Origin of the sequence: Mesorhizobium helmanticense, assembly GCF_003034915.1 — a bacterium.
GTDB lineage: Bacteria > Pseudomonadota > Alphaproteobacteria > Rhizobiales > Rhizobiaceae > Mesorhizobium > Mesorhizobium helmanticense.
Genome location: NZ_PZJX01000026.1, coordinates 196,491 through 212,209, shown reverse-complemented (window position 1 = coordinate 212,209; position 15,719 = coordinate 196,491). Strand labels below are relative to the sequence as shown.

Sequence of the window (15,719 nt, the reverse complement as noted above, 5' to 3'; positions counted from 1 at the left end):
AGCATCCTTTCCAGCCAGAGAGCCTAAGAGCGAATCGGGGAAAGCAGACGTTAATCTCGATCGGCGCGAAGGGTTCCTAGGGACCGCACAGCATCGGGGATGGGTGAAAATCCTTTTTTGAGGCGGGCTTGGGGGCCTCCCCGCTCAAGTCATCTGCGGCCGTCATGTCGAGTGGGATGGCGGTCTATCTCAACAACCCTGTCCCACTCTTTCGCGCAGCCATCGGCAAGAAAGACGGTCATCCGCATGTTGCGCAGCAAGGTACGCTCCGGCTTGGGATTGTCGGCGGCTAGACTTGGACCTTCCTGCGCCCAGCGGAGCAGCCATACGGCCGCCTGGGCGATGTTTTCCGAAACCACCAGATCGGGGATATCGGCGGCGTGGCGGCCTATCACCTCACGCAACTGATGCAGCGCGATCTCGCGCGGCCCACGGCGCGGTTCAATCTGCATGATTGCATGCGCGATCTCAAGAATGCGGGGCGCGAGCGAGCGGGCGAAGGCTTCGCCGTCGAACGGATCGAGCCCGCGCGCCGCCGCAATGCGGCGCGCCGCGAGCAATCCCCAACTTATGCGGTACGTGGTCATTTGGTCTGTCCTCCTGCTGCTAGCCCATCGGGAGTTGTGCAGCGTAATCATTTTAGCGATTTGGAAGACTGCTTCCGTGAAGGTGATCACGCTGACCAAATTGGCATGCGCCCGCTTATCATGCGTATCCGCTGAGCCATTTTGAACTAAGGTCGGAGGTGCGATATTGGATCAGCATCTCGGGAGCCATTCGCCGCTGCAAATTCAGTTGGAAGCCCTGCCTCCGCTGATTGCGATCCGCCTCGCGCGGGTCACTTGTCCGGCGTATGACACCACACTTGTCTACTTCGCACCGATGCCCATCCCGGATTTCGATCCGGGCAGGAACATCTTGCGCTTTGACCTCTCAGCCATGCTGGCAGGCCCCTATCGCAAGGCGTCGCCGGACGCTCCATGAGAGCCTTGATCGGCCAGATGGTTTGAATGCTCACAGCTCGCTGAAAAAAGCGCCTTCGGCGAGCATGTTTTCTATCTCGGCCAGCAACTCGCGATTGACCCCGGTCGCGATCCCTCTCGACGCAAAGTGCTCCACCAGGGCACCGCTTCGAAGATTGCCTGCGGCACCAGGCGCATAGGGACAGCCACCCAGGCCACCGGCAGCGGAATCGAAGACCCTGAGCCCGAGATCCCAGGCGGCGTCGACGTTAGCGAGCGCGAGGCCGCTGGTGTCGTGGAAATGGCCGGCCAGCCGCGCAGCCTCAGCCTCTTCGAGGGTGGCCAGCACCATGGCATGCACGCGCTCCGGCGTCGCCCTGCCGATCGTGTCGGCGACGGCGATTTCGGCGCAGCCGAGATCGCGCAGCCGAGCGACGACCTTTGCGACCGCGCCGGGTTCGATCGGGCCTTCATAGGGGCAATCGACGGCGCAGGAAACATAGCCCCGCACCGGCAAGGCGTGTTCCGCGGCCAGCGCCATCACCGGCACGAAACGGGCGAGCCCTTCCTCGATCGTGCAATTGGTGTTTCGTTTCGAAAACGTCTCCGAAGCGCTGGTGAACACAGCGAGTTCTTGCGCGCCGGCCGCAATCGCGGCGCGGGCACCTTGCTCGTTGGGCACCAGGGCGGACAGCACAAGACCCGCACGCCGCGCAGCACCGCGCATGACCGCCTCGTGGTCGGCCATCTGCGGCACCCATTTCGGCGAGACGAACGCCGTCGCTTCGATGCGGGCAAAGCCGCAATCGGCCAGCATGCCGATCAGGCGCAGCTTTTCACCGGTCGAGACCAGCCGCTTTTCGTTCTGCAGCCCGTCGCGCGGACCGACTTCGACGATCGTGACCTGCCGGTCCCCGCCGGGCTGTTCAATGGACGGCGGCATACATGATCTTTTCTTCGGAGGCCTCGTCGATGGTCATCTCCTCGACGATGCGGCCCTGGCGCGCCACCAGGATACGGTCCGAGAGGTTGAGGATTTCGGGAAGATAGGACGAGATGACGACGACGCCCGCGCCGGCATCGGCAAGCCGCTCGATGATCTGGTGGATCTCGGCGATGGCGCCGACGTCGACGCCGCGCGTCGGCTCGTCGAAGATGATCAGCGACGGCGCCTGGATCAGCGATTTGGCGATGACCACTTTCTGCTGGTTGCCGCCGGAAAGCTCGACCAAGCGCGCATTGGCGCCGATCGAGCGGACCTTCATGGTCTCGATCCATTCGGCCGATTGCCGGCGCGCCTCATTGAGGCCGATCACCGAGACCGGATTGGAGCCCTTGGCCAGCTTGCCCAAAAATACGTTCTGGGCGATGCCCATCGTGTCGAACAGGCCGTCGAGTTTGCGGTCCTCGGTGATGTAGGCGACGCCGCGCCGCACCGCCTGTCGCGGCACGCGGAAGCGCACCACCTCGCCTCGCAGCGTGATGCGGCCGCCATGGAAGAAGTCGCGTTTCAAAACGCCCGCCGCGATCTTCATCATCTCGGTGCGGCCGGCGCCGACCAGGCCGAACAGCCCGGTCACCTGGCCGGCAAACACCGACAGCGTGGCGCTGCGCACCGCCTTGCCCATCGAGACGTTTTCGAGCGTCAGCACCTTTTCGCGCGGTGCGCGCGCGACGCGTTTGGCGGCGTCGCCATAGAGCGCGTCCGTCAGCTGTCGGCCGACCATCGCCTGGACGATCTTCTCGCGGGTGAGATTGCGGGCTTCGTCGGTGACGATCAGCGCGCCGTCGCGCAGCACGCTGATGCGGTCGGCGATCGACAGCGCCTCTTCCAGCGCATGCGAAATGAAGATGATGGAGGCGCCCTCGCCCTTCAGCCGTTCGACCAGGGCGAAGAAGTGCTGCTTTTCCTCCGGCGTCAGCGTCGCCGTCGGCTCGTCGAAGATGAAGATGCGGGCATTGTGGTGGACGGCGCGGGCGATCTCGACCATCTGCTTCTTGGCGGCGCCGAGCGTCGACACCAGCGCGGTCGGCTCGACATGGAAGTTCAGTCGCTGCAAATGCTGCTGCGCCTTGATGTTGACGCCGCGCAACCGGTTGAAGAAGCTTTCTTCGCCCAGGAAGATGTTCTGGGCGACGTTCATCGACGGGATGAGATTGGTCTCCTGGAACACCATGGCGATGCCGTGTTTCATGGCGTCGCCCGGCGACGAAAAGCTGACCGGCTTGCCGTCGATCAGCATCTCGCCGGAGGTCAGCGGATAGAGGCCCGCCAGCACCTTGGTCAGCGTCGACTTCCCCGCGCCGTTCTCGCCGAGCAGCGCATGGACCTCGCCTTGCCGTAGCGTGAAATCGACGTCGCGCACCGCTGCGTTGCCGGCGAAGGCCTTGGTCGCCTTGCGGAACTCGACAACGTCAGTCATGCGAGACCCCCGCCGGATATCGCGCCGGGCAGGCGCAGCAGCGTGCCGGAGCCGCGAGAGGCGGCGTAGACGCTGCCGCCGTGCTCGCAGACGGAAGTGATGCCATGCATGCTGCCGTCGGCGCGGCTGTGCCAGCTTTCCCTGGGCAGGCCGCTGTCGTCGCAGCGCGCGACGAGGCCGTAGGAGCGTGACGGCGCCCACGGCTTCAGCACGCCCATCTGCCGGACCGAACCCTGGCTCAGCGGCTGATCCGGCCGTGCCGACCCGGCGAGTTCCGGCCCGATCCATTCGCCGGGATCAATCGTCGCCATCATTTCGCGGCGATAGTCGTCCTCGCGCAGCACCAGTTCGAAAAGCTGGCGGCACGGCGCAAACAGCGCCATCCAGAAACCGCCCTCGGAAGAGGGCGACAGACGCGACGGATAGGCCGGCAGGTCCTCCAGCATCGCTACCGGACGCGGAGATTTCGGATCGACGGCGACGATGCGGTGGCGCCAGCTTTCGCTGATCGCCAGATGGCCATTGCCCAGCATGACCACGCCGTTGGGAAATGCCAATCTGGCTGCAAGTTCGCGATGGGAGCCATCGGCCGAATCGATGGCGAGAACCATGCCGCTGCTGCCGCCCTCCATCAGATCGCGCTTCCAATCGCGCGCCGGGTGCCTGCGGGAGCCGACACACACGTAAAGCGAGCCATCCGCTGCAAAGACGCCGGCGGTCAGGCAGGATGCGATGTCGCCTGGGAGGTCGACGCGCTTCCAGGCGCCTGGCTGCCCGGTCTGCAGGCCCTCACCCTCGATCCCCACCGCAAGGCGGCCATCGGGCGCAGATGCGACAAAGCTGATCGGCGCCGCGAACTCCGCTATCGCGACAGGCGAAAGGCTGGCGCCGCCAGGATCAAGCTGGAAAAGCGTCTTGCCGCTGCTGCAGAGCAGTCCGGCCGGCGACGAGACGAGATTGTCGATCGCCGGAAGCGACACGAGCCGCTCCGCCTCTTCCAGCCGATTGTCCGGCTTGAAGACGCCGTCCATGGCCGGCACGCTGATGCCGGCTTCATCAGCCGAAAACAGCCGGCGGACAAATGTGCCCAGCCCCGCCATCAGCGCTTCCCCCAATAATCGTCATGCGCCGTCCATTGCGGATCGGCGCCTTCGATGCGGACGCGGCCGATGCGGTTGTTGGAGACGCCGCCGAGATAGAGCCAGCCCTTGTGCTCGCAGGTCGAAGTGATCGAGGGATGGTTTTCGCCGGCTTCGTCCCAGAGCGCATCGATGATCTCGCCGGTTGCCGAGACGCGCAGCACGCAGCCGCGATTGATGTTGGGAAACAGCCATTCATCGGCGGCGATGCGCTTGGCCATGCGGCGGCGAAAACCTGGCTTGCGCATGGCCAGATCGAAGGTTCTGGTGCGCATGCCGAGCAGCGCGATCCAGTAGGTGCCATCCGAGCCGCGATTCAGATTGTCGGGGTAGCCCGGCAGATTGTCGAGGAAGATTTCATGCTTGCCCTTGTCCGGTCCGTCGAACCAGTAGCGGCAGATGCGGCATGCCCATGTCTCGGCAAAGAGCAGCGACTGGCCGTCGCGGCAGATGGTAACGCCATTGGGGAAGATCAGGCCACGCAGGATGGTGCGGGTGGCGCCGGTCCTCGGGTCGTGGCAGATCAGCCGGCCGTTGCCCCTGCCCTCCAGCGCATCGACAGCCCATTCCGACATCTCGTAGCGGATCGTCGCCTCGCTGAAGAAGATGCGCCCATCCGGCGCGATGTCGAGATCGTCGGGAAGCCGCAGACGTGAATCGTCGATCACCGACAGCAGGCTGCGGTTGGTTTCGTCGGTGACCTTCGTCACCTTTCTGTCCGGCGAGACGCGATAGACGCCCATGCCGCCGACGCAGGTGAGAAGATCGCCATTCGGCGCGAAGGCGAGACCCAGCGGATGACCGCCGACACGGGCGAAGACCTCGTTCCGTGCATAGTCGGGTGCAAGGAAGCGGACGATCGTGCCGTGACGCGTCCCTGTATAGAGATTGTCGTCACGGTCGAGCACGACGTCTTCAGGACCTTCGACCGCGCCGAGCCCGATGAGTTCCGCCGCGCCAAGCCTGTCATTGACGGCAAGCACGTCGGTTCCAGTTGGCGGCGTCAAATTCGGCAGCTTCAGATAGGTCGGCGAGACATAGACCTTGCTCAACAACTTGCCGCGGTTCTTCACCCATTTCGCATCGAACAGCACGGCCGCGATCAGCACCAGGCCGAGGATCAGCTGGTTGACCGAACCAGGCATCGACAGGCGGATGAGGCCGCTGGTCAGGATCAGCACCAGGATGGAGCCGATCACCGCATTGCCGACCGAACCGCGGCCGCCACCCAGCGAAACGCCGCCAAGCACCACGGCCGTCAGTACGGAAATCTCCAGCCCGATGCCGGTGTCGGCGCCGGTGCTGCCGAGCCTGGCGGAAAAGAGAAAGGCGGCGATCGCGGTCAGCAGGCCCGACGCCACATAGGCGAGGCAGACGGTCAGCTTGACGTTGATACCGGCATTGTAGGCGGAGCGGCGCGCGCCGCCGACGGCGCGCAACCGCCATCCCGGCCTCAGCCGCGACAGGACGATATGCACGCCGATGGCGATGACGGCGAAAATGGCGAAAGAGACGGGCAGGCCGTAGACGGTGCCGAAGCCGATCAGGTCCCATGTCGGGGAGACCGGCATCGAGCCGACGATCGCGCTGGCAAGCCGGGGAAAGATGATGTCGTAGAGCGCCCGGTAGATGACCAGCGTCACCAGCGTGGTGATGAAGGCGCGCAGCCTGAGATAGCCGATCAGCACCCCGTTGAGCAGCCCGCAGGCGAGGCCAGTGGCAAGCGTCACGGCCAGCGCCACGCCGACCGGCAGGCCGAGCACGTTCATCGACACCAGGGCGGCGAGCACGCATAGCGCAAACACCGAACCGACGGAGAGGTCGATGCCGCCCGACAGGATGACGATGGTCAGCGCCAATGCGATGAGGCCGAATTCCGACACCTGGCGGGCAAGATCGGTGAGGTTGGCGACCGTGAGATAGCCGGGAACGATCCAGGTCATGACGAGGATTGTGACCACCAGCGCCAATGCCGGAATGACATTGTCGATCCAGCTCTTGGTCAGCAACTCACCGAACAGACGGTCGGGCAAAAGCCGGTACCGCAGCCGTGAAAGCGCATCGCTGGTGGCCATAGATCAGGAATTCCCTACTTCAGATCGTCCAGCGTCCAGCAATTGCGCTGGTTCACGTTGGCCTTGGTGATCTGTGTCAGCGGGTTGAAGTAGAGCGTCTTGTTCTCGCCGGCCGTGCTATCCGAAAGCAGCAGCCTTGCGATCTCCGCATTCAGGATTTCGCCCTGCAGCGGCACGTTGTAGCTGATGTAGAGGTTGAACAGGCCCTTCTCGACATTCTCGCAGCCGACCTTGTTGCCGCCGCCGCTGGTGACGAGGAAGACCTGGTCGCCCTTGCCGGCCTGCTGGATCGCCGACGCCGTGCCGGTATCCTGATTGTCCCAGATGCCGATGGCGCCGCACAGGTCCGGATGCTGCTGCAGCACCGTTTCCATGATCGAGCGCGCCTTTTCCGGATTGTATTCGGTGGCCTGCTGCGAAACCACCTGGATATCGGGATGCTGGTTCAGCACACGATAGATGCCGTCGAGCTGGAACACGTCGGACGCTGCCGTTGGCACACCGGTATCGATGGCGACCTTGGTCGAGGCCCCCTTGCCGGGGCTGCATTTGTCGACCACGGCCTGTGCCGCCTGTTCGCCGATCTCGGTCCAGTCGGCGCCGACATAGGAATCGGTCTGCGTGTTCGATTCCAGGTTGATCTGCACCACCTTGATGCCGGCGGCCTGCGCCTGCGCGAGCAGGCGGGCGTAGGACTGGATGTCGGGATTGTGCGCGACGATCAGGTCCGGCTTCTCGCTGATCAGCGATTGCAGCGCGCGGGTTCCCGCATCGGTGCTCCAGGCGGGGTCGCGGATCTCGAAATCATATTTGAGGCGCTTGGCCTGCTGGCGCATCACCGCCGCCCAGCCTTCGGTCAGGTCGAAGCCCATCGACAGCGGCAGGAAGACGACCTTCTTGCCTTCCAGCGTCTTGCGGAACGTCGTCGAGCGCGGATTTTCCAGGCCCTTGTCCTGGGCGCTGGCGGTGACGATACCGGCAAGCGCGATGCAGGCCGCGGCCAGCCATTTTGTCGTTTTCAGAAGTCGCATGGTTTCCTCCCATTGCATTTGACGTTGAAATTAAGTGTCAGAGATCCCCCTGTTGGGATGTCTGCTCGTCGCGCGGATTGACGAGCGAATCGATGACGATGGCCAGAAGCAGGACCACGCCCTTGACGAGGTTCTGGATCGTGTAAGGGATGTTCATGATCGTCATGCCGTTGAGCAGGATGCCGACGAAGATCGTGCCCAGAATGACGTTGCGGACCTTGCCGTGGCCGCCATTCAGGCCGATGCCGCCCAGGACGACGACCAGAAGGATGTCGTAGATCATCGTCGAATTGAAAAGCCGGGCATTGATCGCCGACGCCGACGAGGCAAGCACCAGTCCTGCGCCATAAGCGACCAGCGCGCTGATCGCATATTGCGCCACGATCATCGGCCGGTTGGAAATGCCGGTGATCCTGGCGGCACCAGGATTGTTGCCCATCGCATAGGTCTGCCAGCCGAACCGCGTGCGGCTGAGCACAAGGTGCAGCGCCAGGCAAAGCACACCAAACACCACCACCGTTACCGGAACGCCGAGAATGCGGCCCTGGCCGATGAGCGAGAACCATCCTGCGTCCGGCGGCACATTCTGCATCTCCAGGGTGAAGAAGAAGGTGCGGCCAAGGCCGTAGATGACCGAGCCCGCGGCCAGCGTCGCGAAGATCGGCGCGACCTCGCCGAAGGCGATCAGCACCCCGATCAACACGCCGGCGACCACCGCAAACAGCGCGCCGACCAGCAGCGCGAATTCCAACGAGTAACCCGAGCGGGCGATGACGAAGGCCCAGGACACCGACACCACCATCGTCGCGATCATCGAGACGTCGATGCCCCTGGCGATGACGACCAGCGCCATGCCGAGCGCCAGGATGCCGAGGATCGAGACGCTCCTGATCAGGGCGAGGATATTGCCCGGGCTGAAGAAGGACGGCAGCAGCAACGAGAACAGCACGAAGGCCAGCACCGCCAGCACCAGCACGATGCCTTCCTGGCTCTTGAGCAGGCCGGAGAGCTGTGCCTGATTTCCCTGTGCAACCGCCCCGCTCACCGCTCAGGCCTTCTCTTTGCCGAGTCTGAGAAGGATTTCCCGGGCGCGGTCGACACGCACATCGTGGTCGGCCGCGAGTTCCCTTGCCACCGTATCGATATCGGCGCCGCTCGCGCCCGCCACGATGGCGATGTTGCGGGCGTGCAGCGCCATGTGTCCGCGCTGGATGCCCTCGGTGGCCAGCGCCCTGAGCGCCGCCATGTTCTGCGCCAGTCCAACGGCGACGGTGACCTCGGCAAGCTCCTGCGCACTGGTCACGCCCAGCAGTTTCAGCGCCGCGCGCGCGGCCGGGTGCGTCTTGGTGGCGCCGCCGACCATGCCCAGCGCCATCGGCATTTCCAGCGTGCCCATGAGATTGCCGGCGGCGTCGATCTCCCAGCGGCTCAACGACGTATAGCGGCCGCTGCGCGCCGCCCAGGCATGGGCACCCGCCTCGATCGCCCGCCAGTCATTGCCGGTTGCGACCACGACCGGATCGATGCCGTTCATGATACCCTTGTTGTGCGTGGCCGCCCGGTAGGGATCGACAATCGCCAGCGAACAGGCCTCGACGATGCCGGCGGCCATGCGTTCGCCGGTGAACTCCTTCGTCGCCAACGCCTTTGGCGTCAGCCGCACCCGCGCCCGCGCCAGCCTGAGGTCGGCCAGGTTGGAGAGGATGCGCAGCCGAACGGTGCCGCCCGAAATGCGTTCGATCATCGGCGCGACCGCTTCGGCCATGGTGTTGACCGTGTTGGCGCCCATCGCGTCGCGCACATCGACGAGCAGATGCAGCACCACCATCGGCCCGACGGCGGTGTCCTCGAACACCTGCACCTCGATCTCGCGGCAGCCGCCGCCGAGCCCGATCAGCACCTGGTCCTTTTCATTGGCGGCGGCGATGATCTGGTCGCGGGCGGACAAAAGCCTGGCGCGCGCGCCATGCGGATCGGAGAGGCCGAGGATCTGCACCTGCGCCCTCATGATCGGCGCGGTGCTCGATGTCTCGAAGCCGCCACAGCCACGCGCGATGCGCGCCATGTAGGAAGCGGCGGCGACCACCGACGGTTCTTCCACCGCCATCGGAATGAGGTAGTCGCGACCGTTGATGGTGAAATTGGTGGCGACGCCGAGCGGTATCTCGAAGGTGCCGACCACATTCTCGATCATGCCATTGGCGAGATCGAGGGGCAGGACGCCGCCACGCAAGGCATCGCGATCCGCCTGCGCAAGACGCGCCGCATCGCCGACTGCCGTCAGGCGATCGGCCGGCGACAGGTCGCGGAATTTCTCGATGCGGGAATTCAGCCGCGGCCCGACACCGCTGTCCTGGACAGCCCCCATTACGATCGCCTCCCTGCGAATGCTTGTCGTTGAGGCAGCTATCGTTTAACTGATACCATCTATCAAGGTACAGTTTTGGGAAACAGCAACAGACTGTACCAGTTCATTTTCGGGCACGCAGCCCATCGGAGGATGTTCTGAGATGACGCGCGCCGAGGCCGTGGCGGCAGAAATCAGGAGGCGCATCGAGGTCGGCTCCCTTGCCGTCGGCGCCAAGCTTCCGTCCATACGCAAGGCCGCCGGGCAATTCGACGTTTCCAAGAACACCATCGTCGACGCCTATGACCGGCTCGTCTCCGCGGGGATCGCGCATTCCCGGCCCGGCGCCGGCTTCACGGTGGCCGAGCGCCGTCGGCAGACGCCGAGCGAACGTCCGCGCCATGTCGCGGAAGCGGTCGACATCGCCTCGCTGCTCAATGCGCAACTGGAGGAGAGTTTTTCGATCCGTGTCGGCGACGGGCGCCCGCCCGCCTCATGGATGGAGGAATCGGAAGTGCGTCGCCACCTCGGGCTGCTCGGCCGGCACCAGCGCTCCAGCAGCGACGGCTATGGCTCGGCAATGGGCCTGCCGGCGCTGCGCGAGCGGCTGGCCTTCGACCTCATGGAACGCGAGGTGCAGGCGAGCCCGGAACAGATCCTGCTGACCTTCGGCGCCAACCATGCGCTGGACCTGATCATCCGCCGCTTTCTCGTCGCCGGCGACACGGTGCTGGTCGACGACCCCGGCTATTACCCGCTGTTCGCCAAGCTGAAGCTGGCGCAGATCCGCATGGTCGGCGTGAGGCGGACGCAAACCGGCCCTGACCTCGAGGACCTCGCCGGCAAGGCCGAGCGTGAGCGTCCTAAGCTGTTCTTCACGCAATCGCTCGCCCACAATCCCACGGGCAGCTCGACCAATCTGCCGACCGCCCATTCGATCCTGACGATCGCCGCGCGCTGCGACATGCTTGTGGTCGAGGACGACCCGTTCGTCGATCTGCCGACGGTGCGTGGCGTCGGCCTGGCGCCGCTCGATCAGTTGCAGAACGTCATCTGCGTGCGCACCTTTGCCAAGACGCTGTCGGCCAGCCTGCGCTGCGGTTATATCGCCGCGCGTCCCGACCTCATCGCCTCACTGGCTGAGTTGAAGATGCTGACCACGGTCAACAGTTCCGGGCATATCGAGCGGCTGATCCTCGGACTGATCAACGAAGGCCATTACCGCAGGCATCTGAAGCGGCTTGGACAGCGTGTGCGCCAGGCCACCGAGATGGTGGTTCCCCGTTTGCTGAAGGGCGGACTGAAGCTGTTCGCCGAGCCGACGGGCGGCTATTATGTCTATCTCGAATTGCCGCCGCATATCGACGATATCGAACTGGCCCGCCAGGGCGCGCGCGAAGGCATCTTCATCGCCCCAGGCAGCGTCTTTGCACCGGCAAAGCAGACGGCAGCGGCCGGAATACGCATCAACATCGCCTGGGCGGAAGATCCAAGATTCTATGATTTTCTCTTCCGCGCTACCCAACAGCGGTGAAATCGACACCTGTCGGCCACGCGGGTCCTCAATAGAAAAAGGCCGGACTGTTAAGTCCGGCCAAGCATGAAGGTTTAAAACCTCCAGAGGGGAACGCATCGGATGCAATGGGAGGAGACATCCGACGCAGCACTTATATGGGTCAGCCCATGTGACGTTTCAACGACGGCACGGTAGGCCACATCAGCCCACTCCATAGAGCCACATGCGCAGATTGAAACCGCCCCGGCCCGTGTTTGAGCTTTAGCGTGACAGCCATGGGAGAATGGTTTTAACTGGACCGATTAACAGCAAAGTTGTCGGCGATCGTGATGCCGGTTCCCCTTTCTCCTCAGCACGAAGCGATCCAAAAGCCGACCGCGAAAGAGGGCGTATGCGATACGGTCATGTTGCAGATCGCGTCCGAAGGATTGCCTCAAACCAGCCCGGTAAAGTGATCAAATCCAACCTTATTTTGCTCTAGGAATTCGCCATGCTTCTAGGGGCCATCGCCGACGATTTCACCGGTGCCAGCGATCTCGCCAACACGCTGGCCAAGGGTGGCATGGCGACGACGCAATTCGTCGGCATCGCGGCCGGTGCCGCGCCGTCCGGCTGCGAGGCAGGCGTTGTCGCCTTGAAGACACGCTCCATCGCTGCCGAGGAGGCGGTGCGCCAGTCGCTCGAGGCCGCGCGCTGGCTGCTGGCCCAGGGCTGCGAACAGATCATCTTCAAATACTGTTCGACATTCGATTCCACGCCGAAAGGCAATATCGGTCCGGTCGCCGAAGCCCTGCTCGATCTTCTCGGAGCGGACATGGCGGTTGTCTGTCCGGCCTTTCCCGCAACCGGACGCCGGCTGTTCATGGGCCATCTGTTCGTCGGCGACCGGCTGTTGAACGAATCCGGCATGGAGAACCATCCGCTCACGCCGATGACCGACGCCGATATCCGCCGTTGGCTTCGGCTTCAGACCCGTGGCGACGTGGGGCTGGTACCGCTGGACACGGTCCGTGGTGGCGTCGCCGCGATCGGCCGGGCCTTCGCGGAGCAACAGGCGCAGGGCCGCCGGCTTGTCGTCGCCGATGCTGTCGCGGAAGACGATCTTCTGCTGCTCGGCCAGGCGCTTGCCGGCCACAGGCTTGTGACCGGCGGCTCCGGCATCGCCATGGGACTGCCGGAGAATTTCCGCAAGGCTGGCCGGCTATCCCGGAAAGCTCATTCTGCCGCCGGTGCCACCGGACCCGCCGTAGTGCTGTGCGGTTCCTGTTCGAAGGCTTCGCAGGCGCAGGTCGCCGCCTATCTCGCTGCCCATCCCGGCCTAGCACTTGATCCGGCAGCACTCATGGACGGAACCATGACCGTCGACCAGGCTGTCGATTGGTTCTGGCGCCAGAAGCAAGCGCCGATCATCTATTCGACAGCCAACGCCGGCGCTGTTGCCGGCGCCCAGGCGCGTTACGGGCGCGCCGAGGTGGCCGACGCCATCGAGCTTTTCTTCGCAACGCTGGTGCGTCGGCTGGTCGATGGCGGCGTGCGCCGCGTGGTGGTCGGCGGCGGCGAGACGTCCGGGGCCATCGTTGAGGCACTGGGCGTGAGCAGCCTGCAGATTGGCGAAGAGATCGACCCGGGCGTGCCGGCATTGCTGGCCGAACGCGACGGCCCGCTTGGCCTCGCACTGAAGAGCGGCAATTTTGGCGCGAGTGATTTTTTCGAGAAGGCAGTGCAAAGGATCGGTACGCCATGAGCGAGCAGGCAATCCGCGACAATCTGGTCAGATGGGGCAAATCGCTGTTCGAGCGCGGCCTCACCGCAGGCTCGTCGGGCAACATGTCGGCGAGGCTCGATGACGGCTTTCTGTTCACGCAGACCAATTCCTGTCTCGGCTTTCTCGACGCCGACAGGCTGTCCAAGCTCGACACCTCGGGCAAGCATGTCTCGGGCGATGCGCCGACCAAGGAATTGCCGCTGCATTTCGGCTTCTACGATCAGCGCCCCACGGCGCGCGCCGTTGTGCATCTTCATTCGACCTATGCGACCGCACTATCCTGCCTTGCGGATGTCGATCCGGCCGACGCGATCCCACCGATCACGCCCTATGTCGTCATGCGCGTCGGGCAGGTGCCGGTCGTGCCCTATACGCGCCCCGGATCCGCGGCGGTCAAGCCGCTGATAGACGCACTGGCCGCGCGCCATCCCGCCGTCCTCCTGGAGAACCACGGGCCGGTGGTCGCCGGCGCCTCGCTTGATGCGGCGGTCTTCGCCATCGAGGAGCTTGAGGAAGCGGCAAAGCTTGCCATCATCTTGCGAGGCATGAGCGTGCGCCATCTCGACGCCGGCGCCATCGCCGAACTCAACCAGCATTTCAAGTTGAAGTGACCATGCCGAAATTTTCCGCGAATCTCGGTTTCCTGTGGACCGATCTGCCCTTGCTGGATCGTATCGCTGCCGCTGCGTCGGCGGGCTTCAAGGCGGTTGAATTGCATTGGCCTTAAGACATCCCGGCCGGGCTTGTGAAGCAGGCCTGCGAAGGGCACGGCGTAGAATTGCTCGGCATCAACACGCCTCCTGGCGACACGGCCAAGGGCGATTTCGGCCTCGGCGTTTTGCCTGGCCGGCAGGCGGATTTCGAGAAGAGCTTCCTTCAGGCGGCAGACTATGCGCGCCAGAGCGGCGCCTCGTCGGTCCATGTCATGGCCGGCGTCGTCGAGCCGGCGGCCAAGCCGGAAGCCACGGAGATATTCGCGCGCAATCTCGCTTTTGCCGCCGGTGCCGCCCCGGACCTGACATTGCTTCTGGAGCCGATCAACCAGCGCGACAAGCCGGGTTATTTCTATTCGACGATCGCGGAAGCCGCAGCATTGATCGAGCGCGTCGGCGCGCCCAACATCCGGATCATGTTCGACGTCTATCATGTCGGCGTCAGCGAAGGCGACATCCTCAAACGCCTCGAACGGCACCTGCCGATGATCGGCCATGTGCAGATCGCCGCCGTTCCAAGCCGCGCCGAACCGGACGAGGGCGAGATCGCCTATGGCGCCGTGTTCGCAGCACTGGATGGGCTCAGCTATGCCGGCTGGGTCGGCTGCGAATACAGGCCACGCGCCGGCACCGATGAGGGGTTGCGCTGGCTGAAGACGCTGCAGGTTTCGCTGTAGACAAAGCAGCGAAGGCGGTGACAGCGGCCTGCGAGGTGGCCGCCAGGCTGTCACCTTACGACTCTCGACCGAGCGAGGAGTGTCCCATGGGACACTCCTCTTCCGTTTTATTCCGAGAGCGTGAAGGGCGCCGTGTACTTGTCGACATTGTCCTTGGTGATGAGCAGGCAGTCGAACAACTGCTTCTCCGTCGCGGCTCCGGTCTTGCCGGTCTTGATGAACGAGTCGGCCTGTTGCACGGCCTTCGCCGAGTAGACGGCCACCGGCTGGAGCACGGTGTATTGCAGGTCGCCCGCCTTGATCGCGGCGACGGCGTCCGGAGAGCCGTCGAAGCCGCCGACCTTGATGCTCGACAGTTTCCCGGCCTCTTTCAGCGCAGCGATCGCGCCGAGCGCCATCTCGTCATTGCCGCTGGTCACGCCGATGATATCGGGATGGGCCTGCAGCAGGCTCTGCATCTTGTCATGGCCCTGGGTACGGTCCCAGTTGGCGACTTCAGAGCCGACCTTCTTGAGGTCCGGATACTGGCTGATCACGGTCTCGTAGCCGTTTGACCGGGTCGCTGCGTTATTGTCGGAGGGGGCGCCGAGCAGCTCGACGTAATTGCCCTTCTCACCGATGTCCGTGACCCATTGCTGACCGCCAAGTGCTGCGCCCTGCGCGTTGTTGGAAACGAGCTGCGCCTTGGCCAGGCCTTCCTGATTGATCTCGGCATTGACGAGGAAGACCGGGATGTTCGCGGCAATAGCCTTCTTCACCGCGCCGATGGACCCGCTGGCGTCAGCGGGATCGAGGATGATGGCCACGGATTTGTTGGTGATCGCGGTGTCGATCAGCTTGCTCTCCGTATTGGTGTCGGCTTTCGAGGCGCCGACCGTCGCGGTGTAGCCGAGTTTCTCGGCCTCGGCCTTGGCGACGTTGCCTTCGGTCAGCCAGTACGGGTTCGCCGGATCGATGACGATGATCGAGATGAGACCTTCAGCCGACGCCGCGGTCACGGATCCTGCGAGGACCGGAGCGGCCAGCGCAAAGGCCGTGAGCATCAGAATTCTTGCCTTGCTGTACATGAAA

Annotated in this window: 14 protein-coding genes; 5 read left to right on the top strand and 9 right to left on the bottom strand. The window is 64.0% G+C overall.

Translation table 11 applies throughout. The features are described from left to right. Positions 1-149 precede the first annotated feature (149 nt). Positions 150-686 (bottom strand): hypothetical protein, encoded by a 537-nt coding sequence (locus tag C9427_RS13440; RefSeq protein ID WP_146172537.1) that lies wholly within the window; start codon positions 684-686, stop codon positions 150-152. A 67-nt stretch (positions 687-753) separates the two neighbouring features. Here C9427_RS13440 and C9427_RS13435 point away from each other — a divergent pair, with 67 nt between their 5' ends. Then, entirely contained in the window at positions 754-984 is a 231-nt protein-coding gene (locus C9427_RS13435; RefSeq protein WP_107649641.1) for a hypothetical protein, read from the top strand. 30 nt (positions 985-1,014) lie between these two features. Here C9427_RS13435 and C9427_RS13430 read toward each other — a convergent pair whose 3' ends face one another. From C9427_RS13430 to C9427_RS13400, 7 genes are read right to left on the bottom strand one after another with little or no spacing between them, the layout of a single operon-like run. Further along, positions 1,015-1,905, bottom strand: a complete 891-nt coding sequence (locus tag C9427_RS13430; protein ID WP_107649640.1) for a hydroxymethylglutaryl-CoA lyase — start codon at positions 1,903-1,905, stop codon at positions 1,015-1,017. Next, entirely contained in the window at positions 1,889-3,385 is a 1,497-nt protein-coding gene (locus C9427_RS13425) for a sugar ABC transporter ATP-binding protein (RefSeq protein ID WP_107649639.1), read from the bottom strand. Before C9427_RS13425 ends, C9427_RS13430 begins: the two co-directional genes overlap by 17 nt. Then, on the bottom strand, positions 3,382-4,485 hold the full coding sequence (locus tag C9427_RS13420; RefSeq protein WP_107649638.1) for an SMP-30/gluconolactonase/LRE family protein: 1,104 nt from the start codon (positions 4,483-4,485) through the stop codon (positions 3,382-3,384). Before C9427_RS13420 ends, C9427_RS13425 begins: the two co-directional genes overlap by 4 nt. Then, on the bottom strand, positions 4,485-6,599 hold the full coding sequence (locus tag C9427_RS13415; protein WP_107649637.1) for an ABC transporter permease: 2,115 nt from the start codon (positions 6,597-6,599) through the stop codon (positions 4,485-4,487). The genes C9427_RS13420 and C9427_RS13415 overlap by 1 nt, the downstream gene beginning before the upstream one ends. 14 nt (positions 6,600-6,613) lie before the next feature. Then, on the bottom strand, positions 6,614-7,630 hold the full coding sequence (locus tag C9427_RS13410; RefSeq protein WP_167434338.1) for a sugar ABC transporter substrate-binding protein: 1,017 nt from the start codon (positions 7,628-7,630) through the stop codon (positions 6,614-6,616). 37 nt (positions 7,631-7,667) lie between these two features. Next, a complete protein-coding gene (locus tag C9427_RS13405) occupies positions 7,668-8,675 on the bottom strand; it encodes an ABC transporter permease (protein WP_107649635.1) in 1,008 nt (335 codons plus the stop codon). 3 nt (positions 8,676-8,678) lie between these two features. Continuing rightward, positions 8,679-9,998 (bottom strand): hydroxymethylglutaryl-CoA reductase, degradative, encoded by a 1,320-nt coding sequence (locus tag C9427_RS13400; RefSeq protein ID WP_107649634.1) that lies wholly within the window; start codon positions 9,996-9,998, stop codon positions 8,679-8,681. Between the two features lie 142 nt (positions 9,999-10,140). On the opposite strand from C9427_RS13400, the gene C9427_RS13395 reads away from it, so the two are divergent. The 4 genes from C9427_RS13395 (at position 10,141) to C9427_RS13380 (ending at position 14,648) form a co-directional block, all read left to right on the top strand. Beyond that, complete coding sequence (locus tag C9427_RS13395) at positions 10,141-11,511, top strand: aminotransferase-like domain-containing protein (protein WP_107649633.1); 1,371 nt, start codon at positions 10,141-10,143, stop codon at positions 11,509-11,511. A gap of 472 nt (positions 11,512-11,983) precedes the next feature. Then, positions 11,984-13,237: a 3-oxo-tetronate kinase gene (otnK, locus tag C9427_RS13390; protein ID WP_107649632.1), complete on the top strand. Its 1,254-nt coding sequence runs from the start codon at positions 11,984-11,986 to the stop codon at positions 13,235-13,237. Next, positions 13,234-13,869, top strand: a complete 636-nt coding sequence (gene otnC / locus C9427_RS13385; protein WP_107649631.1) for a 3-oxo-tetronate 4-phosphate decarboxylase — start codon at positions 13,234-13,236, stop codon at positions 13,867-13,869. The genes otnK and otnC overlap by 4 nt, the downstream gene beginning before the upstream one ends. 134 nt (positions 13,870-14,003) lie before the next feature. After that, positions 14,004-14,648, top strand: coding sequence for a hydroxypyruvate isomerase family protein (locus C9427_RS13380; RefSeq protein ID WP_245437065.1), 645 nt, complete (start codon positions 14,004-14,006; stop codon positions 14,646-14,648). A gap of 107 nt (positions 14,649-14,755) precedes the next feature. On the opposite strand, the gene C9427_RS13375 is transcribed toward C9427_RS13380, so the two are convergent. Then, on the bottom strand, positions 14,756-15,715 hold the full coding sequence (locus C9427_RS13375; protein ID WP_107649661.1) for a D-ribose ABC transporter substrate-binding protein: 960 nt from the start codon (positions 15,713-15,715) through the stop codon (positions 14,756-14,758). Between the last annotated feature and the right edge of the window lie 4 nt (positions 15,716-15,719).

Excerpts from the sequence above, each read along its gene's own strand:
- C9427_RS13420 (WP_107649638.1), bottom strand. The coding sequence starts at position 4,485 with ATGGCGGGGCTGGGCACATTTGTCCGCCGGCTGTTTTCGGCTGATGAA.
- C9427_RS13410 (WP_167434338.1), bottom strand. The coding sequence starts at position 7,630 with ATGCGACTTCTGAAAACGACAAAATGGCTGGCCGCGGCCTGCATCGCG.
- C9427_RS13375 (WP_107649661.1), bottom strand. The coding sequence starts at position 15,715 with ATGTACAGCAAGGCAAGAATTCTGATGCTCACGGCCTTTGCGCTGGCC.
- C9427_RS13395 (WP_107649633.1), top strand. The coding sequence starts at position 10,141 with ATGACGCGCGCCGAGGCCGTGGCGGCAGAAATCAGGAGGCGCATCGAG.
- C9427_RS13430 (WP_107649640.1), bottom strand. The coding sequence starts at position 1,905 with ATGCCGCCGTCCATTGAACAGCCCGGCGGGGACCGGCAGGTCACGATC.
- C9427_RS13400 (WP_107649634.1), bottom strand. The coding sequence starts at position 9,998 with ATGGGGGCTGTCCAGGACAGCGGTGTCGGGCCGCGGCTGAATTCCCGC.
- otnC (WP_107649631.1), top strand. The coding sequence starts at position 13,234 with ATGAGCGAGCAGGCAATCCGCGACAATCTGGTCAGATGGGGCAAATCG.
- C9427_RS13415 (WP_107649637.1), bottom strand. The coding sequence starts at position 6,599 with ATGGCCACCAGCGATGCGCTTTCACGGCTGCGGTACCGGCTTTTGCCC.
- otnK (WP_107649632.1), top strand. The coding sequence starts at position 11,984 with ATGCTTCTAGGGGCCATCGCCGACGATTTCACCGGTGCCAGCGATCTC.
- C9427_RS13425 (WP_107649639.1), bottom strand. The coding sequence starts at position 3,385 with ATGACTGACGTTGTCGAGTTCCGCAAGGCGACCAAGGCCTTCGCCGGC.